Annotated in this window: 19 protein-coding genes; 2 read left to right on the forward strand and 17 right to left on the reverse strand. The window is 73.9% G+C overall.

Features of this window, described 5'->3' with window-relative positions:
- The 15 genes from COUCH_RS16330 to COUCH_RS16400 form a co-directional block, all read right to left on the reverse strand.
- Complete coding sequence (locus tag COUCH_RS16330) at positions 1-903, reverse strand: universal stress protein (RefSeq protein ID WP_249612938.1); 903 nt, start codon at positions 901-903, stop codon at positions 1-3.
- A 51-nt stretch (positions 904-954) separates the two neighbouring features.
- Positions 955-3,093: a beta-glucosidase family protein gene (locus tag COUCH_RS16335; protein ID WP_249612939.1), complete on the reverse strand. Its 2,139-nt coding sequence runs from the start codon at positions 3,091-3,093 to the stop codon at positions 955-957.
- A gap of 301 nt (positions 3,094-3,394) precedes the next feature.
- The gene (locus COUCH_RS16340) at positions 3,395-4,102 is read right to left on the reverse strand and encodes a 4'-phosphopantetheinyl transferase family protein (protein WP_430640942.1); all 708 of its coding nucleotides are present in this window, start codon (positions 4,100-4,102) and stop codon (positions 3,395-3,397) included.
- Complete coding sequence (locus COUCH_RS16345; protein WP_249612940.1) at positions 4,086-4,529, reverse strand: PaaI family thioesterase; 444 nt, start codon at positions 4,527-4,529, stop codon at positions 4,086-4,088. The genes COUCH_RS16340 and COUCH_RS16345 overlap by 17 nt, the downstream gene beginning before the upstream one ends.
- A complete protein-coding gene (locus tag COUCH_RS16350) occupies positions 4,526-6,145 on the reverse strand; it encodes a fatty acyl-AMP ligase (RefSeq protein WP_249612941.1) in 1,620 nt (539 codons plus the stop codon). Before COUCH_RS16350 ends, COUCH_RS16345 begins: the two co-directional genes overlap by 4 nt.
- 11 nt (positions 6,146-6,156) lie before the next feature.
- Complete coding sequence (locus COUCH_RS16355; RefSeq protein WP_249612942.1) at positions 6,157-7,269, reverse strand: acyl-CoA dehydrogenase family protein; 1,113 nt, start codon at positions 7,267-7,269, stop codon at positions 6,157-6,159.
- Positions 7,266-7,508: a phosphopantetheine-binding protein gene (locus tag COUCH_RS16360; protein WP_249612943.1), complete on the reverse strand. Its 243-nt coding sequence runs from the start codon at positions 7,506-7,508 to the stop codon at positions 7,266-7,268. Before COUCH_RS16360 ends, COUCH_RS16355 begins: the two co-directional genes overlap by 4 nt.
- Before the next feature lie 4 nt (positions 7,509-7,512).
- On the reverse strand, positions 7,513-8,562 hold the full coding sequence (locus COUCH_RS16365) for a ketoacyl-ACP synthase III family protein (protein ID WP_249612944.1): 1,050 nt from the start codon (positions 8,560-8,562) through the stop codon (positions 7,513-7,515).
- On the reverse strand, positions 8,559-9,863 hold the full coding sequence (locus tag COUCH_RS16370; protein WP_249612945.1) for a flavin monoamine oxidase family protein: 1,305 nt from the start codon (positions 9,861-9,863) through the stop codon (positions 8,559-8,561). The genes COUCH_RS16365 and COUCH_RS16370 overlap by 4 nt, the downstream gene beginning before the upstream one ends.
- Positions 9,864-9,874: 11 nt before the next feature.
- Positions 9,875-10,126: an acyl carrier protein gene (locus COUCH_RS16375; protein WP_249612946.1), complete on the reverse strand. Its 252-nt coding sequence runs from the start codon at positions 10,124-10,126 to the stop codon at positions 9,875-9,877.
- Entirely contained in the window at positions 10,123-11,541 is a 1,419-nt protein-coding gene (locus COUCH_RS16380; protein WP_249612947.1) for an amino acid adenylation domain-containing protein, read from the reverse strand. The genes COUCH_RS16375 and COUCH_RS16380 overlap by 4 nt, the downstream gene beginning before the upstream one ends.
- Complete coding sequence (locus COUCH_RS16385; protein WP_249612948.1) at positions 11,541-16,652, reverse strand: type I polyketide synthase; 5,112 nt, start codon at positions 16,650-16,652, stop codon at positions 11,541-11,543. Before COUCH_RS16385 ends, COUCH_RS16380 begins: the two co-directional genes overlap by 1 nt.
- A 20-nt stretch (positions 16,653-16,672) precedes the next feature.
- A complete protein-coding gene (locus COUCH_RS16390) occupies positions 16,673-17,857 on the reverse strand; it encodes a cytochrome P450 family protein (protein ID WP_249612949.1) in 1,185 nt (394 codons plus the stop codon).
- Positions 17,854-18,597 carry a hypothetical protein gene (locus tag COUCH_RS16395; protein WP_249612950.1) on the reverse strand — a complete coding sequence of 248 codons (744 nt, stop codon included), beginning with the start codon at positions 18,595-18,597 and terminating at the stop codon, positions 17,854-17,856. The genes COUCH_RS16390 and COUCH_RS16395 overlap by 4 nt, the downstream gene beginning before the upstream one ends.
- 1 nt (position 18,598) lies before the next feature.
- Complete coding sequence (locus COUCH_RS16400; protein ID WP_430640943.1) at positions 18,599-19,957, reverse strand: KamA family radical SAM protein; 1,359 nt, start codon at positions 19,955-19,957, stop codon at positions 18,599-18,601.
- 256 nt (positions 19,958-20,213) lie between these two features.
- Between COUCH_RS16400 and COUCH_RS16405 the strand changes: the two genes are divergently transcribed.
- A complete protein-coding gene (locus COUCH_RS16405; RefSeq protein WP_249612952.1) occupies positions 20,214-20,972 on the forward strand; it encodes a thioesterase II family protein in 759 nt (252 codons plus the stop codon).
- 30 nt (positions 20,973-21,002) lie between these two features.
- Here COUCH_RS16405 and COUCH_RS16410 read toward each other — a convergent pair whose 3' ends face one another.
- Positions 21,003-21,722 (reverse strand): lysozyme, encoded by a 720-nt coding sequence (locus tag COUCH_RS16410; RefSeq protein ID WP_430640944.1) that lies wholly within the window; start codon positions 21,720-21,722, stop codon positions 21,003-21,005.
- Positions 21,723-21,844: 122 nt separating this feature from the next.
- Between COUCH_RS16410 and COUCH_RS16415 the strand changes: the two genes are divergently transcribed.
- On the forward strand, positions 21,845-23,272 hold the full coding sequence (locus COUCH_RS16415) for a sialidase family protein (protein ID WP_249612953.1): 1,428 nt from the start codon (positions 21,845-21,847) through the stop codon (positions 23,270-23,272).
- Here the strand turns inward: COUCH_RS16415 and COUCH_RS16420 are convergent.
- Positions 23,246-23,737 carry a hypothetical protein gene (locus tag COUCH_RS16420; protein WP_249612954.1) on the reverse strand — a complete coding sequence of 164 codons (492 nt, stop codon included), beginning with the start codon at positions 23,735-23,737 and terminating at the stop codon, positions 23,246-23,248. The two genes, COUCH_RS16415 and COUCH_RS16420, sit on opposite strands and share 27 nt — an antisense overlap.
- Positions 23,738-23,752: the final 15 nt, after the last annotated feature.

Here is a 23,752-nt window from a genome sequence, read left to right on the forward strand (position 1 = left end):
CTAGTCCGGCTCCGGGGAGGCGTCGTCGCGGATCACGGCCACGGGGCAGGGCGACTGCGTGACGCTCTGGGTGGACACCGAGCCGAGCAGCAGCCCCTTCCAGCCGCCGTGCCCGCGCGATCCGACGACCAGCAGGTCGGCGTTGCCCGCGGCCTGCAGCAGCGACAGGTTCGGGGCGCCTTCGACCAGCCACATCTCCACGTCGGGGCGGTTGGCGTCGATCTCGGCCCGCCGGAGGCTCTCGCGCAGCCGTTCACCCGCCCGTGCGGCGATGTCGTCGCTCGCCTCCTGCGGCAGGGTGCCGGAGCGCCCGGCGAACCCGAGGTAGGGCAGCGTCCACGCGTGCACCACCTGCAGGGCGGCGCCGCGCAGGCGGGCCGCGCCGTCGGCGAAACGCAGCGCGCGCACCGACGCCGGGGACCCGTCGACGCCGACCACGACCCGCCGGGTCCGGGAGTCCGACCGGCGGCCGCGGACGACGACCACCGTGCCGCGCGCGTACTGGACACAGCTCTGGGAGACGGATCCCAGCACCGATCCGGTGATGGCGCCGCGTCCCCGGGAACCCACGACGAGCAGCGCACCGGCCCCCGACTCGCCGATCAGCGCCCGGACGGGGTGGCCGTACCGCACCTCGGCGGTCACGGCGACGTCCGAGGCGTGTTCGCGGTCCACCACCTTCCGTACGCCCGTCTCGACGTCTTCCCGGAGCTGGTCGCGCAGATCCGCCACGGATCGCAGCGCCCCGAGCCGCTCGGCCTCCTGCGGGTCGCCGGACGGCTGCCAGACGGTGATCGCCCGCACCGGCACGTCGCGGAGCCGGCCCTCGTGCAGGGCCCAGCTCAGCGCGTCCTCGGCCTCCGGAGAGCCGTCGACACCGACCACCACCTCGGTAACGGTCACCTGATGCGCCTTTCGTTCGGGTGCCCGGTGCGTCCGCGGCCGGGCCGGGGGTCAAGCGGGGACGGTGAACCGGTGCCGGGCCGGGCTGTCGTCGCTGGAGGTGCCGACGTGGACAACGTACTCGCCGGGCACGGTGACGAAGCGGTGATCGCCGCGGCTCCACACCGAGAGGGGATGGTGCGTGGCGGCGGGGTCGACGACGATGTCGACCGGCGCGGAGGCGCCCGGCTCCACCGTGACCTTCCGGAATCCGACGAGCCGCTTGGGCGGCTGGTTCGTCGCCGCCGGCAGTCCCAGGTACACCTGCACCACCTCGGCGCCGCTCCGGTCGCCGGTGTTGGTCAGCGTCGCGCGTACGGTCAGCGGGGACTCGCCGGGGCGTTCACCCGCGTCGACGGTGACGTCCGACAGCGCGAACGTCGTGTACGAGAGCCCGTAGCCGAACGGGAACAGCGGCGCGATCCCCTGTGACTGGAACCAGCGATAACCCATCTGCAGCCCCTCGCTGTACCGGATCACCGGGTAGCCGTCGCCCTCGTCGGTGCCGGGGTACCGCTCGGGCCGGCCCGCCACGAGCGTGTCGCCGGGCGACCGCGGGTACGTCGTGGGCAGCTTGCCCGACGGGTTGACGACGCCGAAGAGCAGATCGGCGACGGCGTGCCCGTCCTCCTGGCCCTGGTTCCACGTCTCGATCACCGCCGGTACGGCGTCGATCCACGGCATGAGCACCGGGTTGCCGTCCTTGAGCACGACGACCGTCGCGGCGTTGGCGGGCGCCACCTCGGCGATCAGCCGGTCCTGGTCGTTGACCATGTTCATGCCGGCCTGGTCCTCGCCCTCGGTGGCGACCAGCCCCGCCATGATCACCACGACGTCGGCCGCCGCGGCCGCCGCCTTCGCCTCGTCGAGGTTCGACAGGTCGTCGGCCACGGTGACCTTGGTGACGGTCGCCGTACCGCCCAGGCCGGCGAGGACGTCGCGCATGCCGTCCAGCGGTGGCACGGTGTAGAGCGGAATGACCTTGGAGCTGCCGCCACCGCCCAGGCAGGCGTCGTCGGCGTACGTCGACTGGCCGATGATGACGATCGAGCCCGCGTCCGGGTCGAGCGGCAGGACGCCACCCTCGTTCTTGAGCAGCACGGCGATCCCGGTGCCGATGCGGCGGGCGACGGCGCCGTGTGCCGCGGCGTCGATCTCACCGGGGGCGTACGGCCGGTCGAACTGGCCGAACCGGAACATCTGCGTGTACCGGCGGACCAGCGCCCGGTCGACCGTCTCGATCTCCAGGCTGGTGTCGCGCAGGGCGGCCGTGACGGTGTCCTCGTTGAGCCACTTCGCGTCGGGCATCTCGTGGTCCATGCCGGCGTTCAGCGACGGCACCGCGGACCGGCAGGACCAGAAGTCCGACTGGACGTATCCCTCGAAGCCCCATTCGTGCCGCAGGATCTCGGTCAGCGTGTACCGGTACTCGGTGGCGTACACGCCGCGGATCCGGTTGTAGGCGCTCATGATCGCCGCGATCGAGGCGTCCTTCACGAGCATCTCGAAGGGCAGCAGGTACAGCTCGCGCAGCACCTGCTCGTCGACCTCGACGCTGACCCGGAACCGCTCGTACTCCTGGTCGTTGACGACGTAGTGCTTGCCCATGGCGATCACGCCGTGCTCCTGGATCGCCTTGGTGATCTCCACCCCGAGCACCCCGGACAGGTACGGGTCCTCGCTGAAGTACTCGAAGTTGCGCCCGGCCGTGGCGGTACGGTGCAGGCACACCCCCGGCCCCTCCAGGACGTGCTGGCCCAGCGTGGCGGTCTCACTGCCGATGATCGAGCCGTACTCCCGGGCCAGCGCGGGGTCGAAGCCGGCGGCCAGGCCGATCGTCATCGGCAGCGAGGTCGCGGGCGGGCTGGGCGTGCCGTCGCCCATGCCGACGCCGACCGGGCCGTTGGTGATCCGGAAGCGCGGGATGCCGAGCTCGTCGATGCCGTCGACGTGGCGTTCCACCCGGATCTGAGTGGCCAGCGCGTCCAGGTCCGCGCCGGACTCCCGGGCCTGCTCGCTGAGGGCGTAGATGTCGATGGTGTCCATCGCGCCGTGCAACTGGCTGATCTTCTGCTGCAGGCTCATGGCGGCCACGAGCTCTCGCGCCCGCTCGTGCGGCTGCTTCGTCCGGTCCTGCCACGGGCGTGTCATGGGAGTCTCCGATCGCCGGCCGGTGCATCGCTGCCACTGGGGTACAGCCTGCGCGCGTCCGTGCCAGACGGCAATCGCAGCCGGCCGCCGGGGTGTGCGCCTGCGGGCCCTGTCGGATCTGCGTGGCCGGCTCGATGCGGTCCCGGAGAACGAGACACCGGCGTGCAAGCCCCGCCACGGCTCCGAGGAGCGGGGGGAGGGACGGTTCCGGATCGCCTGCGTGCCGTTCCGCGCGGACGTCTGGCGTACCCCGACGTCTTCGTGCTGCCGGGCGGCGGCGCCCTCCCCGGCGAGGGCATGCTCACGGCGAGGTGACGGCGGTCAGGATGAGGCCGCGCGTCACGGTGAAGCGGCCGGGCATCGTCCGCAGGGGCGGGCCGTCGTCGGTGCGGGTGCCGTCCACCAGGATCGTCGCCGTGAACGTGCCGGCCTCCGGGTCGATGCTCAGGCGTGCCTCCTCGAAGCCCAGCCAGCGCCGGGTCGCCGGGTACCACGCCTTGTAGACCGATTCCTTGGCGCTGAACAGCAGCCGGCCCCAGGCGATGCCCGGGTGGGTGGCGGCGAGGCGGGTCAGCATGGCCGGCTCGCCCGGCGAGGTGATCGACTCGGCGATGCCCGGGCGCAGCGGGGCGTGCGGTTCGGCGTCGATGCCGATCAGGCGGACGTCGGAGGCGTGGGCCACGGCCGCGGCGCGGTAGCCGGCGCAGTGGGTGATGCTGCCGGTCATGCCCGCCGGCCACTGGGGCTCGCGCCGGGGCCCGGGCCGGATCGGCGCATCCTCGTGGCCGAAGGCGCGCAGGGCCGTCCGGGCGCAGCGGCGTGCGGTGATGAACTCGCGGCGGCGCCCCTCGACCGCCCGGGCGACGAGGTCCTCCTCGCCGGGGAAGGGCTCCTCGCCCGGCACGTCGCCGAACGCCTCGACGGCCACCACCGCCGGGGGCAGCAGCGCCTCGATCACGGTACGGCCCGGCGGGTGCGCCGTACCGGTCAGGTCAGCGGGGCTGGACAAGGTGGGTCCCGGTGCCGTGGGCGATCAGCCGGTCCCGCTCGTCGCGGACCGTGCCCTCGGCGGTGGCGATGGTTCGTCCGACGTGGATCGTGCGGCCCTCGGCGACCAGCCGCCCGCCGTCCGGGATGACCGGCCGGACGAAGTTGACCTTGATCTCGAGGGCCGTGCAGCTGAGGCCCGGCCCGAGCGCGCTGTGCACGGCGCAGCCCATCACCGAGTCCAGCAGCGTCGCGCACACCCCGCCGTGCATCGTGCCGCTGTAGTTGGCGAACCGGGGTTCGGCCCGGAGCGCGAACACCACGGCGCCCTCGGCGAGCGAGACGACCTCCATGCCGAGCACGTCGCCGATGTGCGGGTCCCGGTCCGGCCCGAAGGCGGCCGCCCGCAGCTGCTCCAGGCCGGTGGGCGGCGGCTCGTCCCCGCTCACCGCAGCAGCTCGCGGGCCTGGCCCCGGCGCAGCTTGCCGGAGGACGTCTTGGGCACCCGGCCGGCGGCCACCACGAGCACCTGGCGCGGCGTCGCCCCGACCGCGTCGAAGACCCGCCGGCCCACCGTCCGGCGCAGCTCGCCGCTATCCCGGCCGGCGTCGCGCGGATCGGCCTCGGCGATCACCGCGAAGCCCTCGTCGGGCCGGCCGGCGTCGATCGAGACGGCGACGACGCCGCCGGGACGGATGCCCGGGACCTGCTCGGCGGCCCGCTCGATCTCGGTCGGGAAGATGTTGCGCCCGGCCACGATGATGACGTCCTTGCGGCGGCCGCAGATCACCAGCTCGCCGGCCTCGGTGCGGTAGCCGACGTCGCCGGTGCGCAGCCAGCCGTCGGCGCCGCGCGCGGCGAACTCGCCCTCCGTGGTCAGGTAGGTCTCGGTGACCGCCTCGCCGCGGATCTCCAGCTCGCCGACCCGGCGGGCGCCCACCGGCTCCCCGTGCTCCGACACGACGCGTACCTGGATGCCGTCGAACGGCGGGCCCAGGGTGGCGATCGGGCGGCCGTCCGGGTGGGGCACCGCGGCGGCGGACAGCTCGAGCGCGTCCGGGTCGACCCGGTCCGCGCCGAGACCGATGCCCGGTTCGGGGGCCGAGACGCCGAGCACCGCCTCGGCCATCCCGTACGCGCCGACCAGCGCCGTCGACGGCCAGCCGAACCGCCCCGCCTCGGCCGTGAAGCGCTGCATCGCGAGGTAGTCGACGGGTTCGGCGCCGTTGATGGCGTACCGCATGGAGGACAGGTCGAGCCGCCCGTCGGGGACGCGTTCGAGCCGCCGGAACAGCAGCACGTAGGCGAAGTTGGGGGCCGCGGTGAAGGTGCCGCGGAACCGGGCGATCATCTCGGCCCAGAGCACCGGGGAGCCGAGGAAGTCCAGCGGCGACGCCTTGACCAGCTCGATGCCGGCCATCATCGGCTGGGCCATGAACGCGATCATACCCATGTCGTGGAACAGCGGGAGCCAGGAAACGGCGGTGTCCAGCTCCGGCGTGAGGCGGAACCGGGCCAGCAGCGCGTCGATGTTCGCGTACAGGTTGCGGTGTTTCACGACGATGGCCTTGGGCGCGCCCGTCGAGCCGGAGGAGAGCTGCAGCAGGGCCGCCGCGTCCTCGCCCACCTCGATCGGATCGGTGTCCGGGCCGGCGGCGAGGGCGGCGAGCGGGACCGTCCGCACCGGCGCGCCGGCCAGCATTGCAGGGTCGTAGGGCGGCCCGGCCACCACGAGGTCGGCCCGGACCGTGGCCAGCGCGACGGCGGTGTCGGCGAGCCAGCTCGCCGGATCGGTCCGGGGCGACGCCTGCTGCAGCATCGTGACCGCGGCGCCGCGCAACCACACCGCCTGCACCAGCGGCGCCACCTCACCCGGCCGGCCGCACAGCACGGCCACCCGCGAGCCGGGCCCGACCCCCGCCTCCGCCAGGCCGCCCGCGATCCGCCGGGCATCCCGGTGCACCTCGCCCCACGAGCGCCGGGCGAACCCGTCGCCGTCCCGGACGACCAGGCCCCGGTCCGAGGTACGGGCGGAGTGGATCAGACGATCAAGGAACCTGCTCACCGGTCTCTCCCTCAGTGCTCGCGGACCATCTCGTCGTACCGGGCGAAGTCCGGTTTCAGGCCGGCCGCGACCAGCTCCCACAGCACCTCGTCGGCGCCCCCGCCGACCCGGCCGAGCTTCATGTCGAGGAACCAGCGGCCGACCGGTGACTCGTCGAGCAGGTAGCCGGTGCCGCCGAAGATGTGCATGCACTCGCTCAGCACCTCGTTGCCGAGCCGGGCGGCGGTCACCTTGAAGCCGGACGCCGTACGGATGTCCAGCCGATCGTGCTGCGCCAGCCCCCGCAACGCCCAGCGCAGCACGTCGACCCGGGCGCTCAGGTCGGCCACCCGCAGCCGCAACGCCTGGTGGTCGAAGAGGCTGGCGCCGAACTGCTCGCGCCTCTTCATCCGGGCCACGGTCACGCCGAGCGCGACGTCGCACAGCCCGACCACCTGCCCGGCCACGGACAGCCGCTCATGGGCGAGCCCGAAGCTGATCACCGCCAGGCCGGTGCCCGTACGCCCGACCGCCGCCTCGCCCGGCACGTGCACGTCGAATTCCAGCGGCGCGGTGTCCAGGCACTTGGTGCCGACCGTGCGGTAGCTGCGCCCCACGGTGACCTGGTCGAGGGGGACGGCGAAGACCCCGAGCCCGTCCGGCGCCTGCGCGACGAGCAGCACCACGTCGGCGACCGGCGAGAGCGAGACGTACTTCTTGTGCCCGCGCAGCCGGAAACCGTCGCCCTCCGGGGTGGCCGTCGAGACCACCCGGGACAGGTCGGAGCCGCCGCCCGCCTCGGACGCGCCGATGCACAGCACCGTCCGGCCGGCGATCGCCTCGTCGGCCAGCTTCGCCAGGTACGGCGTACGCCCGAAGCGCCGCAGCATGGCGATCGCCGCGTCGTGCAGGCTGACCCCGACCGAGATGCCGAGCGAGGTGAGGCCGCCGAGCCGCTCGCCCAGCTCGACGAGGCAGGCGATGTCGGGCAGCGTACGGTCGCGCCACTTGTGGGCGAGGACCCCGGCCGCACCCAGCCGCTCGATCACCTCGCGCGGGAAGCTGCCGTCCTGCTCCGCCCGGGCGACCAGCGCATCGATCCCGGGCGTGAACGCCTCGTCGAGCACCGCGGCGTAGTCGCTCACGGCCGCTCCGCCTTCTGGACGAGGGCGGTGAGGTCGCCGAACGTCAGGCACTCCATCAGGTCGCTGATCGGCACGCGCACGCCGATCGACTCCTCGATCGCGACCGACCCGACGGAGAACGCGACCGAGTCGAAGCCGAGGTCGGCCACCAGGTCGGAGTCGTCGCGTACGGTCGCCGGGTCGATCGACAGCTCCTCGGTCAGCACGGCCAGCAGCCGGGCCCGCAGGTCGTCGCTCATGGGGTCACTCCGTCTCGTCAGTCGATCCGCTGCCGGGTGCGGCAGCCCAGTCGGGCAGGTCCACGATCTCGACGACCGCGCTCGTCAGGTTGAACCCGGCGCCGAGGCCGAGCAGCACCACCCGGTCGCCGGGCGCCACCTCGCGCCGCTCGACCAGGTGCGCGAGCCCGGCGAACTGGTCGCTCGAGCCGATGTGCCCGACCGTCCGGCCCCAGCTCCACAGGGTGCGGTCCAGGCCGATCCGCAGCGGTACGCCGTAGTGCAGCCGGATCAGCGGCCGGCCGACGTTGGGCAGCACGAACCGGGCCACCTGGTCCATCCCGGTGTCCGCCTCCTCGAGGACGCCACGCACGTTGCGGCCGACCGTCGCCTGCAGGGTCTCCAGCACCTCGGCCGGCCCGCGCTGCCCGACGAAGTCGCGTTTGCGGGCGGCCATGTCGAGCGTGTCGTCGTCGGCGCCGCCGGCCGCGCGGTAGATGGGCTCGAGTTCGGAGGCGGAGTCGGACCGGGTCGCCAGGATGCGCGCGAACCCGCCCGTCCCGGAGAGCACGACCGACGCGGCGCCGTCGCCGTAGATGAGCCCGGTGTCGGTGCGCCAGCGGTCGAACGGCGGCGCGAACCGGCTGGCCGAGGTGATGAGGACCTGACCGCGCGGGGCCCGTACGGCCAGCCAGTCGGCGGCCAGCTCGACCGAGGCCATGCCGCCGTTGGACGCGCTGTTGACGTACATCGAGGGGGCGCGGCCGCCCAGGGTGCGCCGCTGGATGTAGCTGGCCGGGGTCAGCACGTCCTGGCCCGTGCTCCACTGGCCCAGGCTGCTGTGCAGCAGCAGGAGGATGTCGGCGGGGTCGGCCGCGGCCCGTTCGAGCGCCTGCCCGGCCGAGGCGACGGCCATGTCGACGGCCTCGAGCTTCTCCTCCTGCAGGGCCGACAGCATGGCCGTGGTGCGGAACTCGGTGGGCGGGTAGAGCCCGTCCGCCACCGCCTGCCCGGCGTCGGCCGGCGGCGGCAGATAGGTGCCGACGCCCGCGAAGTAGAGGCTGTCCCATTTCACCGTCGGTCCTCCTGCAGCGGTTGCGCGAGCGCCGTCAGCGCCTGCTCGGCGGCGCGGTGGCCGGAGCGCACCGCGCCCTCCATGAAGCCGTAGAACTCGGCCGAGGTCTCCGTGCCGCAGCGCACGACCCGGCCGCCCGGCCCGGCGGGTCCCGGCGGACCGCCCCAGCGCCCGGGCTGCCACAGCGTGGCGTAGCACCCGCTGCTGTAGCGGCTGGTGACCCAGTCGGTCACCACGACCTCGCGGGGCGGCGGGACCTCCGGGAAGACAGCGGCGAACTGCCGGCGTACGGCGGCTTCCCGTCGTGTCCCGGACAGGGCCGCGAAGTCCTCCGCGCGCTGTCCGGTGGCGAATCCGGTGAGCACGCCCGGACCGCCGGCCGGACTCACGTCCACTGTGTACATCAGTGGCCCGCGATCGTTCAGCGACCAGCCGGACAGGCCGTGCTCCCGCCACGCCGGGCGGTCGAAGAGCAGGTGTGTCTTGACCGCACGACCGCGGACGGCGCCGTCGGCCGTGGTGCCGCACACCGCGGCGGCGAGCGGCGGCGGCAGGGCGACCACGGCCACACCGGCCCGGTGTACGCCGTGACGAGTCGTCACGGACACCCCGGTCGTCCCGGTTTCGACGCGGACGACCGGGGTGTCGAGCACCGGTGGCCGGGGCAGCGTCCGGGCCAGCGCCCCGGCGATCCGCTGAGCGCCCCCGTCGACCCGGAACTCCTGGGCGCCTGACCGGAACGCGTTGAGGTACCGCAGCCCGCCGCCGGATCGAAGGTAGAAGCCCAGGCACAGCGCGGACAGGTCGTCCATCTCGGCCGCGACCAGCTGTCCCAGGTAGAGCGGGGCGAACGCCAGCGCGCCGGGATCGGCCACCCGGCGGCGGATCCACTGTCCCGCGGTCAGCTCGTGCAGCTCGGCCGCCGCGGCGTGCGGCTCTGCGGGGTCCACGGCCGCGGCGAGGTCGTGCAGCGCCTCGAACAGCTCGCCCAGCCCGGCCGCGTCGTACGGCGGGATCCGGAACGGCGACCGGGACCGCTCGGGCAGGCTGAAGACGCTGTCGCCCTCCTCGTCGGCGCTCACCCGGGACAGTCCGAACCGGTCCAGCAGCTCCTGCACCGCGGTGTGCCGTTCCCCGAGGTACGCGGCGCCCCCGTCGGTCACCAGACCCGGCGCGAGCGGCACGCCGCGTACCCGCCCGCCGACGCGCCCGCGCGCCTCGAGCACGAGCACGTCGGCGCCGCCTGCCGCCAGATCGTGCGCCGCGGTGAGCCCCGCCAGGCCGGCTCCCACGACCACCACGTCGGGCACGGTCACCGCGAGGCCGAATCCGCCGCCAGCGAGTCGAGGAGCTCGTCCAGCGCGCGCGGCGTCGGGGCCTGGGTGAACTCCGCGAACGTGACGTCGACGTCGTAGTCGCGGCGCAGCCGGCCGATCACCCGGGTGACGAGCAGCGAGTCGCCGCCCAGGAGGAAGAAGTTCGAGTCGGGCCGTACGCCGCCGGTCTCCAGCACCTCGCCGAAGATGCCGATCAGGCGGTCTAGGCCGACCGGGTTGTCGCTCATCGCTCGCTCCACTCCTTGGACAGCCGGGCATAGTCGGTCTTGCCGCTGGTCGTACGGGGCAGGGCGGCCCGTACCAGCAGCCGGGCGGGCACCAGGTGGGCCGGCATCGCGCCGCGCAACCGGTCGAGCAGGCTCTCGGCGTCGGTCTCCGCGGCGCCGGTCTCCGTGGTGCCCACGACATACGCGACCAGCGCCGTACGGCCGGCGAGCGGCACCCCGATGACCGCCGCGTCCGGCACCCCGGCGCACCGGATGATCTCGGCCTCGACGTCGCCCGGGTCGATCCGGACCCCGCGCACCTTCAGCTGCCGGTCCACCCGGCCGCGGTACAGGAGCACCCCGTCCGGACCCTCGTCGACGAGGTCGCCGGTGCGGAACCAGCCGTCGGCGAAGCGCTGGGCGGTGGCCTCGGAATCGCCCCGGTAGCCGCAAGCCACGGACGGGCCGCCGACGCGCAGCAGCCCCAGCGCGCCGTGCGGTTCCAGCCGTTGCCGGACGTGCGGCAGCGGCCGTCCGATCGGCGCCTCGGCGAGCCCGGTCACCGCGGGCCCGGCGGACGGCCCCGACAGGTCGACGGCGTGTGTGATCAGCGCGGTCTCGGTGCAGCCGTACGTGTTGAGCAGCCGTACGTCCCCGGTCGGCAGGCCGCGCCAGGTGGCCAGCCGGACCGGGTTGATGCCCTCGCCGCCGATCACCAGCAGCCGAAGCGACTCGGGCAGGCGTACGCGCTCCTCGGCCAGGTGCAGGACCAGCTCGTGCCAGAAGGCGGTGGGCAGGTTCAGCACGCTGATCCGTTCGCGGGCCAGCAGGCCGAGGATGCGGGCGAACGAGCCGGAGTGCGCGTCGTCGTCGATGACCAGGGTCGCGCCGCTGGTCAGCGCGGGCAGGATCTCCTCGAAGCAGGTGTCCCAGCTCGGCGAGGCGAACTGCAGGAAGCGGTCGGCCGGGGTCGCCGCGAAGAGCTGCCGCAACGATCCGGTCGCGGCCGCGATGGCCCGGTGCGGCACCTCCACCGGCCGTGGCGTGCCGGTCGAACCGGAGGTGAACAGCACGTACGCGATCCCCTCCGGCCCGGGCTCGGCGCCGCCCGCTACCGGTCCCGCCGGCGGCGGCTCGGCGTCGAGCTCGCGGGTGCAGCCGGCCGCGTCGAGCATCGCCGTCCGGCGCGCCACGGGCAGCGCAGGGTCGATGGGGCAGTAGGTCGCCCCGGCGAGCAGCACGCCGAGGAAGTTGGCGATCAGCTCGACGCCCCGTACGGCCGGGACCGCCACGGTCTCCCCGGCGGTGAGCCCGGCCGCCACCGCGTGGGCCCGCGCGATCAGCTCGCCGTACGTCGTCACAGCGCCGTTCCGGACGATCGCGGGCGCGTCCGGGTTCCGCTCCGCCACCCGCAGCACATCGGTCGCGACGCCCATCAGGACTCCGCCCCGGCCGGGGCGAGCCGCGCCGCCAGATAGCCGGCGAGCGCGCGGATCGTCGGATGGTCGAAGACCAGCGAGGCCGAGAGCGGCACCCGCAGCGCGGTCTCCAGCGCGTTCTTGAACTCGACGCTGATCATGGAGTCCAGGCCGAGCTCGATGAAGCGCGCGTCGAAGGAGATGTCCTCGACCGCGTCGAAGTAGAGCACCGCGGCCGCTTGCGCCCGCACGATCGTCAGCAACGCCTCCTCGCGCGCGGCCGGATCGAGCTTCAGCAACGCCTCCCGGTCGACGCCGGAGCCCGACCCGCCGGTGTGCTCGGCCAGCTCGGCCAGGATCGCGTTCGGCACCTTCTGGGTGGCGGCGAACCGTTCCCAGTCCACGTCGGCGACGAGCGCCTGCGGCTGGCTGCGGGCGAGCGCCCGGAAGCAGGCCGCCATCGCCTGCTCCGGGTCCAGCGGCGTGTATCCGCGGCCGGCGAGCTGGGCCGCCTGCTGATCGTCCATCCGGGCGGCCATGCCGACCTCGCCCCACGGTCCCCAGTTGACGCTCAGCCCGGCCCGGTTGCCGGCCCGGCGCCAGTGCATCAGCCGGTCGAGGTAGGCGTTGGCCGCCGCGTAGTTGCTCTGGCCGGCGGTGCCGAGCAGGGCGGTCGCCGACGAGTACGCGACGAAGAACGTGAGCCCCAGATCGGCGGTGGCCCGGTGCAGCAGCCAGCCGCCGTACATCTTGGCCGCCAGGACCCGCTCGAAGCTCGGCCAGTCCTGGCTCGAGATCGGCGCGTCGGCCAGCACGCCGGCGGCGTGCACGATGCCCGCCAGCCGCGGCCCGGCCGCCTGCACCATCCGTTCGACGCCGGCGGGGTCCGCGATGTCGGCGCTGACCACGCGGACGTCGGCGCCCAGCTCGGCGGAGAGCCGGGCCTCCGAATCGTCGGCCGGCCGCCGGCCGGCCAGCACCAGACGCCGTGCGCCGGCGTCCACCAGCCGCCGGGCCGCCAGCCTGCCCAGGCCGCCGAGCCCGCCGGTGATCAGGTACGTGCTCTCGGGATCGAGCCGGAGGGTGGCCTCCGTGGCCGGGGTGCGGGACGGCCGCAGGCGCAGCACGTGCCGGACGCCGCCCCGGAACGCGACCTGGAAATCGTCACCGGCGGCGTCGAGCTCGTCCAGGAGCGGCCCCGGCCCGGCCGCGGCCGGATCGAGGTCGACGAGCATCACGCGGTACGCGGGGTACTCGTTGGCGAGCACCCGGCCGAAGCCCCACAGCGACCCGTCCCCGAGCGCGTCCGCGTCGCGGTCGTCCGACGCATCGCCCGGCAGCGCCTGCCCGCCGACCGTCACCAGCCAGAGCCGCAGCGGCTGGGCCCGGCCGAGGTCCTCCATCTCCTGCAGCAGGCGCAGCAGGCCGGTGTAGTTCTCCTCGCTCTCGCGCCGCAGCCGGTCCAGGCCGGTGGCTTCCCGGTCGGTCCACCAGAACCACGCCACGTCGGTGATCTCGGGATCGGTCCACACCAGATCGGCCGCCCGGTCGACGTCGGCCGCCGCGAGGTGTCCCTCCGGCGCCTCGAACGGCGGGTGCACCATCAGCACCCGGTGCCGGTCCCGGGCGGGCGCCGTCGCGGCCTGCCCGACCCATTGCGGCTCGTACGACAGCCGTTCGCGGGCGGCAGCCGGGTTGGCCACCCGGACCAGGCCCAGCCCGCGGACCGCGGCGACCGGCTCGGTGCCCTCCAGCACGAGCACGTCCACCGCGAGGTCGTCATCGCGGCCGGTCAGCCGGACGACGCTGCGCAGCGCGCCCTTCGGCTTCTTGAACAGCCGCACCTCGGCGTAGGACCGGGGCAGATAGGTGCGGCCCGGCTCGGTCAGCGTGAGCAGCGTCTGCACGGCCGGGTCGAGCGCGTACGGCGGCAGCACCATTCCCGGCGGGGTGTCCACCTCGCGCAGCTCCGCCCGGGCGAACCCGTCCGCACCGACCACCACCGACTCGATCCGCCGGAACTCCGGCCCGTACGGCAACCCCAGCTCGGCGAACTCGGCGTACAGATGGTCGCCGGTGAGCACCGGGCCGCCGGCTGTCTCCCCGGGCGGCTCGCGCAGCTCGGTGACCCAGGCCGGTTCCCGCTCGCCCCGGGGGCCCAGCCGGGCGGTCGCATGTCCCCGTTCGCCGCCGCCCTGCTCCTCCGGCCGGCGGCTGAGCACCTCGACCGTGGTCGTCCCGCCGTCGTCGGGCCGGACCCGGGTGATCACCTCGACCGGCTCGTCGGTCAGCGCCAGGGGCTCGTGGATGCGCAGGTCGAAGACGGGACGGTCGCTGGTGCCGAACACCGCGTCCTGGGCGGCCAGCACCAGCTCGACGTAGCCCGCGCCGGGGAAGTACACCTGGCCCAGCACCACGTGGTCGCCCAGCCAGGACGGCTCGGTCGCCGACCATGAGGAGCGGAACTCCCGGACGCCCGCAGCGGCGGCCGCCGTCTCGGTGCCGAGCAGGCCGTGCCCGGCGGCCCGGCCGTTCGCCTGCGGGCTCGGCAGCCAGTGCCGCTTGCGCTCGAACGGGTAGCCGGGCAGCTCGGTCAGCCGGCCCCGCCGCTCGCCGTGGTACGCCCGCCAGTCGATGTCCAGCCCGGCCTGGTAGCCGCGCAGCACCGCCCGGCGCAGCCCGGCGCCGTCGTCGGCCGCGCTGGTGACGCTGGCCAGCCAGAGGTGACCGGACCCGGCCGCCGACTGCTTGCCCAGCGCGGTCAGCGTGGCGGCCGGGCCGACCTCGATGAACGCGTGCCGGCCGCGCGCCTCGACCGCCCGTACCCCGCCCAGGAAGTCGACGGGCTCGAGGATGTGCCGTGCCCAGTACTCCGGATCGGCGACCTCCTCGTAGCGGGCGATCTCGCCGGTGCGGTTGGACACGAACGGCAGGGCGGGCCGCCGGAAGGTGACGGTGGCGGCCACCTCGGCGAAGCTCGCGGCGGCCTGCGCCATGAGCGGCGAGTGGAAGGCGTGCGAGACGGCCAGGGCCTTGGCCCGGATGCCGTCGCGCTGCAGGGCCACGATGATCTGGGCGAGCTGGTCACGCCGGCCCGAGATGACGCACTGGGTGGGCGAGTTGACGGCGGCGATGCCGACCTCGTCGAGACCGCCGGCATAGGGCAGCACGATGTCCCGGCCGGCCGACACGGCGGCCATTCCGCCGTGGGTGCTCATCGACTGCATCAGGCGGCCGCGCTCGGCGGCGAGGCGTACGGCGTCCGGCAGGTCGAACAGGCCCGCGACGGTGGCCGCCACGAGCTCGCCGATGCTGTGGCCCAGCAGCACGCCGGGCGTGACACCCCAGGACATCCAGAGGCCGGCCAGCGCGTACTCCAGCACGAACAGGGCCGGCTGGGCGTACGCGGTGCGGTGGATCTCGAGGCCGCCCTCGTCCGGGTCGGCGAGCAGCAGGTCGCGGACGGAGAGGTCGAGGAAGGGCTCGAGGAGCTTGTCGCACTCGTCGACGCGGTTGCGGAACACGGCGTGGTCCCGGTAGAGCGCGCGGCCCATCCCCGGATACTGGGCTCCCTGCCCGGTGAACAGGAAGGCGACCTCGGGCGGGTCGGATGCCGGGACGTCCTCGGCGATACCGGCCCCGATCGCCGCGGCGAGCTCGGCGGTGGTCGATCCCGCCGCGCCGAACCGGTGCGCGAAGTGGGCGCGCCGCGCGGTGCTGGTGTAGGCGAGGTCGGCCGGTGGCACGTCGGGGTGGTCGGCCAGGAAGTCGCGCAGGCCGGTGAGCCGGCGGCGCAGCGCGGCGGCGCTCTTGGCCGACACCGCGAGGAGCTGCTCGCCGCCGGGCGCCGGGGGCGCCGGCGCGTCCGGGGCCTCCTCGACGACGACCGAGGCGATCGTGCCGGCGAAGCCGAACGAGTTGACCAGGCCCCGGCGCGGCCCGGCCGGCCAGTCGCGCCCCTCCGTCGGCACGCCGACCCGGAACCGCCGCCACGGGATGTGCTCGGACGGCGTGGTCATGCCGATGTGCGGGTAGATCGTCCGTTCGCGCAGCTGCAGCACGGTCTTGATCACCCCGCCGACGCCGGCCGCGGCCTCCATGTGCCCGAGGTTGCCCTTGAGCGAGGCGACCAGCACCGGGTCGTCCGCGGCCCGCGACGGCCCGAACACCGTGTTGATCGCGGCGACCTCGATCGGGTCACCCAGCGGGGTGCCGGTGCCGTGCGCCTCCACATAGGACACGTCCTCGGCGGTGAGCCCCGCCGCGGCCAGCGCCCGGCGCATGACGTCGGCCTGGGCCAGCCCGTTGGGCACGGTCAGGCCACCGCTCGCGCCGTCCTGGCGTACCGCCGAACCGGTCAGCACGGCGAGCACGGTGTCACCGGCCGCCCGGGCGTCGGCCAGGCGCTTGAGCACCAGGATCCCGCAGCCCTCGCTGCGCCCGTACCCGTCGGCGTGCTGGTCGAACGTCCGGCAGCGGCCGTCCGGCGACAGCATGCCCGCCTGGCTGAAGATGATGTGGTTGCGCGGGTGGTGCATCAGGTTGACGCCGCCGGCCAGCGCGATCGAGCACTCGCCGGCGCGCAGCGCGGTCGCCGCCAGGTGCAGCGTGACCAGCGACGAGGAACAGGCGGTGTCGACGGTCAGGCTCGGGCCGTGCCAGCCCAGGAAGTGCGACAACCGGCCCGGGATGGCGCTCGGTGCGATCCCGGCCCCCAGGTGCGGGGTGAGCTGCTCGTCGGCCAGCTCACCGGCCCGGGACGCGTAGTCGGCCATGCTGCAGCCGACGTAGACACCGCCCTCGCCCTCGACGGTCGCGGGGTCGACACCGGCCGACTCCAGCGCCTCCCAGGCGGTCTCCAGCACCAGCCGCTGCTGCGGGTCGACGTACGCGGCCTCCTTCGGCGATGTGTTGAAGAACGGCGCGTCGAAGCGGTCGATGCCGGACAGGAAGCCGCCGCCGCTCGCAGTGATGCCCTCCACGCCGGACCAGCGGTCGGGCGGCGTGGGCTCGATGCCGGACCGCCCGGCCCGCAGGAACTCCGCCAGGCCCGCCGGGGTCGTGTTGCCGCCGGGGAAGCGCAGCCCCATCCCGATGACGGCGATCGGCTCTGCGGTGGTGCGGTTCATCGGTGCCTCTCTCCTGGCGGTCAGTACTCGACGGGCAGGGCGAGCGGCACCCGGATCTGGTACGCCCGCCGCCATGCGATCTGCCCGGGCGGCACGGCCAGCCGCAACCGGGGCAGCCGGAGCAGCACCTGCTCGAGGGCCACCCGTACCTCGGTGCGTCCGAACTCGGCCCCCGGGCAGTAGTGCGGGCCGTTGCCGAACGCCAGATGCGGCACCTTGCCGCGGTCCACGTCCACCCGCTCCGGATGGGGATAGTGCGCCGGATCGCGGTGCGCGGCGCCCATGGACAGCAGCACCGTCTCGCCGGCCGGGATCACCTGATCGCCGACGGGCACGTCCTCGGTGGTGAAGCGGCGCACGGCGGTGTGCACCGGGCCGTGGAAGCGCAGGAATTCCTCGACAGCCGCGGGCAGCCGCTCCGGCTCGCGGCGCAGCCGTGCCATGAGGTCCGGGTCGCCGAGCAGGATGAGCACGCTGCTGGCAATCGTGCTCACCGTGGTGTCGTAGCCGCCGAGCAGCGCCATGAAGGCGAGGCCGAGCAGGTCGTTGTCGTCCAGCGGCCGGCCCTGCTCGTCCAGCCCGTGCACCCACTCGGAGAGCACGTCGCCGGTCGGCTCCGCCCGCTTGCGGCCGATCAGAGCGCCGAGGTAGGCGTACATGGCCGCGCCGGCGTGGCTGGCCAGCTCGGCGTCGAGGCCGAGCAGCCCGTCGGTCCAGGACCGGAACCGCGCCCGGTCGGCCGGTGGCACGCCCAGCATGTCGGCGATCACGGTGATGGGCAGGGGAGCGGCCAGGGCGGCGATCAGATCGGTACGCCCCGAGTCGCCCATCGCGTCGATCAGCCCGGCGGTGATCTCCTCGATCCGCGGCCGCATCGCCCGGAACCGGGACACCGAGACCGCTTGGTTGAGGAACTTGCGCAGCCGGCGGTGGTCGGCTCCGTCCACCGTGGCCACGCTCTCGAAGCTGAACTCCGAGGGCAGCGGCATCGCGCGGTAGACGTCGGAGGCGTACCGGATGTTGCGGGCCAGCCGCGGGTCGCCGAGCAGCTGCCGTACGTCCTCGTAGCGGGTGACCAGCCAGGCCGGCGTGCCCTCCGGCGTCCGGATGCGGTGCGCCGGGCCGAGGCGGTGCAGCTCCGCGTACGTCGCGTCGGGATCGGCCAGGTAGCGGTCGTCGAACGGGGCGAGCGGTTCGGAGGTCATCCGGCTCCTCTGCGTACGTCCAGCCACAGCGACTCGGCGATCGCGCACAGCTCACCGTCGGGCGTGCTGATCGCGCTGCCGGTGCGGTACTTGCGGCCCTCGGTGGCGATCGACCAGCCACTCACCACGTACGGTTCGCCGGCCCGGACCGGACGCAGGCGCCGGCTGGTCTGGAAGGCGGTGACCGTCTCGGCGATCGGGGCGCCGGCGAAGGCCCGGCAGGCCCAGCCGCCCGGGCAGTCCAGCACGGCGAAGACCGACGCGGCGCTCAGCTCCTCGCCGGGGTCGCCGGCCTCCGGGCCGGGCGTCCAGGCGGCCGCCACCACCGCACTGCCGGGCACCAGGCCGAGCAGCACGTGCAGGCCCTGCCCGGCGGGCCGGCCCGAGCCGCACACCCAGCAGTCCGGGAAGCTGTTGCCCGCGCGCTCGGCGGTCCGCCGCTGCTCGATCGCGGCGAGCCCCTCGGCCCAGCCGGGAAGGGGCGGCACGGCGATCTCGGGTGCGACGATCCGAGCCGCGGCCAGCGGTCCCCGGTCGCCGCTCAGCGTCCAGGAATCCGGGCCGCTGCCCTCGATCGACAGGGGCTGCCCGACCGGAACGGGACGCCGCAGGTCGAGCCGCAGAGTCTCGGTGCCGGCCAGCTCGGCGAGGCGGCCGGCGACGTAGCCGCCGTGGGCCACCCCGGGGAAGCCCCAGATGTGGTCGGGCACGGTCAACGTGCCGATGTCCGGCTGCGCCATCTCACCCTCCGGCGTTCTCGGTGACAGAACCGGCCCACCATCGCCGCCCGGCCTCGGGCAGCGATCGGATCGGGTCGTAGTACGTGTAGCGGCGGCCACCGTCCGGCCCGGACCAGTACGAGATGCCGCGCTCGGTGTCGTACTCCTCGACCTGGTCGACCCAGCGTTTGCCGAGCCAGGGAACGTCGCAGACCAGGCGGGGCGTGGCGTACCCCGGCAGGAGACCCATGATGTCGTGCTGCAGCCGCCGTGCCTCGCCCAGCGACGTCCGCCAGTGCTCGGCGTTGGGCACGATGTCGCACAGGTAGAAGTAGTAGGGCAGGATGCCGGCCTCGTCCTGCAGCGCGAAGCACAGGTCGAGCAGGTCGCCGGCGGTGGCGTTGACGCCGCGCAGCAGCACGCCCTGGTTGCGCACGTCGCGCACGCCGGCGTCCAGCAGCGCCCGGGCGGCCTCACCGACCAGCGGCGTCACCGAGCGCGCGTGGTTGGCGTGCGTGTGCACCGCGAGATGCACGCCCCGGGCGGCCGCCAGCCGCGCGACCCGCTCCATCCCGGCGCGTACCCGGTCCTGCAGCCAGTGCTGGGGCAGGCCGATCAGTGCCTTGGTGGCGATCCGGACGTCGCGTACGGACTCCACGTCGAGCAGCCGCAGTAGGAAGGACTCGAGGTGCGGCCAGGGCAGGTTGGCGACGTCTCCGCCGGACACGACCACGTCGCGTACGCCCGGGTTCTCGCGCAGGTAGCGCAGAATGCCCGCCTGCCGGTCCGCCGGGGTGAGCGTGAGCGCCGCCTTGGTGACCTGGCGGGTGGAGGTGCCGACCAGGTCCATGCGGGTGCAGTGCCCGCAGTACTGCGGGCAGGTCGTCACGAGCTCGGCCAGCACCTTGGTCGGGTAGCGGTGCACCAGGCCCTCGGCCACCGCCATGTCGGACTCGTGCAGCGAGTCCCGCTGGGCGAGCGGATGACTGGGCCACCGCGCGTCACGGTCGTGGCGGACCGGGAGCATGTAGCGCCGGACCGGGTTGGCGACGAACCCGTCGGTGAAACCGGCCGGCTCGTCGGGCAGCATCGTGGTGACCATCTGCGGCGTGAGCAGGATCGGCATGGTGGCGAACCGTTCCTGATCGGCCGCCAGTTCGTCGTAGAACCAGTCGCTGAGCAGGCCGCCGAGCAGCGTGTGCAGATCTCGTGGATTCTTGACACAGTGCGCCCGTTGCCACTGAGCGTCCCGCCACTGCTCGTCGGTGACCTCGCGCCATGCCGGCACCCGGCGTCGATCCGGCTCGTACAGCGGTCTCCGGACATACCGGTACGCCGTCGCCGTGTCCTCAGAGGACACGGCCACACTCCGTCGCACCAAGACACCCCCCGTTTGGTGTTCGGTTCGGCCCTCACGCTAGGGCAGCCCGGCAGGATCGACAAGTGTCTTTCTGGCGACCGGCTTCCGCCGTCATCCGTTCAACGGTCATTCCCGGAGCCGTCGCCGTCGGCGGAAGAATGCGCGCGGATCGCGTTCTCGTACGCATCTTCCCGCCGGGTAGAATTGGTGCGGTGAATGCGTATCACCGGACGTCGGGCCGCTCATTTCTTCCCGCCTCGGAAAAGGCGGGGTCCGCATGAGGGAACGGTGGATCCGCCGCCTCCGCGACGACGGCGGGCCCGGGACCGGACTCGTGTGTTTCGCCCACGCCGGCGGCTGGACGACGGCCTTCTCCACCTGGCCCCGGGCCCTGCCGCCGGACGTCGGCGTGCTGGCCGTCAAGTACCCCGGCCGCGAGGACCGGCTCGGCGATCCGTTCGCGTCCGCATTGGAGACTCTCGCGGACGACATAGCTGAGGCCCTCGGCGAACTCGCGACGCGCCGGCTGGTGTTCTTCGGGCACAGCATGGGCGCCTCGGTGGCCCACGAGGTCGCGCTGCGCCTCCAGCAGCGGGGAAACCCGCCGGCCGCCCTGTGCGTGTCCGGCCGGCGCCCGCCGCACGTGCCCGGCGGCCGGCGGGCGTACCCGGGTACGGACGACGAGATCGTCGCGGACGTCGTACGGTTCGACCGGAGCCGCGCCGCGGTGTTCGCCGATCCGGACCTGCGCGCGTTGGTGCTCCCCGCGATCCGCGCGGACTACCGGCTGCTCGACGCCTATGCCGGCGGCGACCGGCCCCCGCTCGACTGCCCGGTGTACGGCTACACCGGCGCCGCCGACCCGGAGGTGACCCCGGAGCAGATGCGCGGCTGGGCCGGCCTGACCCGCTCCACCTTCCGGCTGCGGGTGCTGCCGGGCGGCCACTTCTACCTCAGGAGCGAGGAAGCGGCGTTGCTGGCGGACCTGAGCGACGTCATCGCGACCGTCGGGCACGTCGAGGGGACCGTCCCGTGACGCAACGGCCGGCCTGAGCCGCCGCCGGCGTCAGCAGGTGCCGTTGCAGGCGAGGACGCGGAGGCGGTCCAGCGTGCCGTTCCACTGGTTCGAGTCGCCGGCGAACGGGCCGGTGCTCGAGTACTGCCAGAACGACCACGTCGGTGCGCCGGCCGGCAGCGTGCCCGGGGTGCTGCTGTAACGCGCCAGCCACAGCGGCGAGTTGGCCCAGAAGCCGGTGTAGTCGCCGGTGCACGTACGCCACCAGTCGGTCGTCGTGTAGATCGTGGCCCAGCGCCCGGTCCGGGCCTGATAGCGGTTGAGGAAGTCGCCGATCCAGGCACGCATGGACGCCTGCGACAACCCGTAGCAGGTCGCGCCGTACGGGTTGTACTCGATGTCCAGGGCGCCGGGCAGCGTACGCCCGTCCCTCGACCAGCCGCCGCCGTGGTTGACGAAGTAGTCGGCCTGCGCCGCGCCGCCGCCGGCGTTCGGGATGGCGAAGTGGTACGAGCCACGGATCATGCCGACGTTGTACGACCCGTTGTACTGCTGCGCGAACGACGGGTTGACGTAGGAGGTGCCCTCCGTGGCCTTGACGTAGGCGAACCGCGAGCCGGCGTTCCACTGTGCCTGCCAGTTCACGCTGCCCTGGTGGCCGGAGACGTCCTGGCCGTAGGTGACGGTGGCGGCCTGCGCCGGGGTTGCCGGCATGAGCGCGGTGAGCAGCATCGCGGTGGCGATGGCGCCGACCTTGTGAAAGAGATTCACGAAACGACCTCCGGGGATGGGGAAAGACGTTCGTCGATTTATACACGAGGCCGCCCTTGCCCGCCGGGCGACGGAGTGGAAGGGTTGGTCGCGCATCATCGTCGATGCCTCCGGGGGTACGCATGCGTCACGTCCGTAGCGCGGCACTCGTTGCCGGCGTAGCTGCCATCACGATCTCGGCGTCGGTTCCGGCGGCGGCCGCCGCGGTCCGGCACCCCACGGTCCTGACCCTCGGGCAGGTCTCGCGTCAGGACGTCCCGGCCGCGCCCGGCTCCGAGCCGGACACGCTGGTGGAGCCCGACATCGCGGTCTCGCCTCTGGACCGGGACGTCGCGGTGGCCGTCGCTCACGACGGCCGGTATGCCGACGGCGGCGCGGTCGGCATCACTCACGCGTGGACCCGCGACGGCGGGCTGACCTGGCGGCACGCCGCGGTCCGCTACATCACCACGGCGGCGGGCGGGGCGTGGGACCGGGCGTCCGATCCGGTGCTCGCCTTCGGCCCCGGCGGCGACGCCTATCTGTCCACCATCGCGTTCAACAGCGACGCCTCGGACTGCCGCAGCGTGGTGCTGGTGTCCCGCTCGCGTGACGGCGGCGCGACCTTCGGGCGCCCGTCGGTCGCCCAGTCCACCGACGACTGCAGCATCTTCAACGACAAGAACTGGCTGACCGTCGACAACGGCGCCCGCTCGCCGCACCGTGGCCGGATCTATCAGTTCTGGAGTTACTTCTTCGGCGAGTTCGCGCAGCAGCGGGTGCGCTGGTCCGACGACCACGGCCACACCTGGAGCGCCGCGGCCGTGGTGACCCCGGGCAACGCGTCGACGCAGAATTCGCAGGCACTGATCCGGCCGGACGGGTCCATCACCGACCTCTACCTGGACTTCACCGGCACCGGGCGGGAGCCGGACCGCGAGCGGGAGAGTGCCGCCGCCCGGGCCGCCGCCCCGCCCGCCGACCCCGGCGTGCCGCTGCTGGCCCGTACGTCCCGCGACGGCGGCCGGACCTGGTCGGCCGCGGTCACCGTCGCGACCGACGTCGGCGGGGACGTGCCGGGCGTACGGTGCTGTCTTCCGTCCGGGACCGTCGACGGAGTGACCGGGCGGCTGCACGCGGTGTGGCAGTCCACCGATGTGTCGCTGCTGCGGGCGTCGTCGTCCACCGACGGCGTGCACTGGACGGCTCCCGTCACGGTGAACCCGGAGCGCACGTCCACCACCCAGGTCGTCAACGCCGACGTCGCCGCGTACGCGGGCAGGGTTCTGGTCTCCTACGGCGTCCGCGACGCCGCCGCGGCCGACGGCCGCTATGTGCAGCAGCGGGCGCGGATCTCCGCCGACCGGGGCCGGTCGTTCCCCTCGCGCCTGACCCTCGGCCCGCGCTCCGACCTGCGGTACGCCGCGCAGGCCGGCGGTGCCTTCCCCGGCGACTACATCGGTACGGCCGCGGCCCCGGGCCGGTTCTACGCCGCCTGGGCGTTCTCCTCGCAGCCGCCGGCGGGGCAGACCTACCACCAGGTGCTACTCGCGGCGACGATCCGCCCGTGACGCCGTAGCCGGTGCGCGGCCGGCGCGCCGGGCGAGGACCCGCAGGCGGCGTTCGACGACCTGGTCGACGTGCAGGGCGATCCAGCCGCACACGACGGCCAGGGGCAGCTCGAGCAGCACGGCGGACGCGACGGCCGACGCCACCTCCCCGGGCCCGGACGTGGTGACGTCGAACCAGGCGTCCACCACGAGCACGGTTGCGGTGGCCGCGGCCAGGAGCCCGACCTGCCGCGAGCCGCGCCAGGCTAGCAGCGCGGTGGCCAGCAGCAACGCGACGAGCAGCAGGTCGAAACCGACCCAGGCCACCCGGTAGTGCTGTGCGCTGGCCTGTCCCGGCAGCGACACCGCCAGGTAGGCGGTCCAGGGCACGGTGGCGGCGCCGAGCGCGGCGAACACCGGCGCCACCCACCGGGGTACGGGCCGCAGCGTGACGGTGTCGCGGGCGGTGTCGTCCGGTGCGGGCATCCACCCAGCATGCCA

Source organism: Couchioplanes caeruleus, assembly GCF_023499255.1.
Lineage (GTDB): Bacteria > Actinomycetota > Actinomycetes > Mycobacteriales > Micromonosporaceae > Actinoplanes > Actinoplanes caeruleus_A.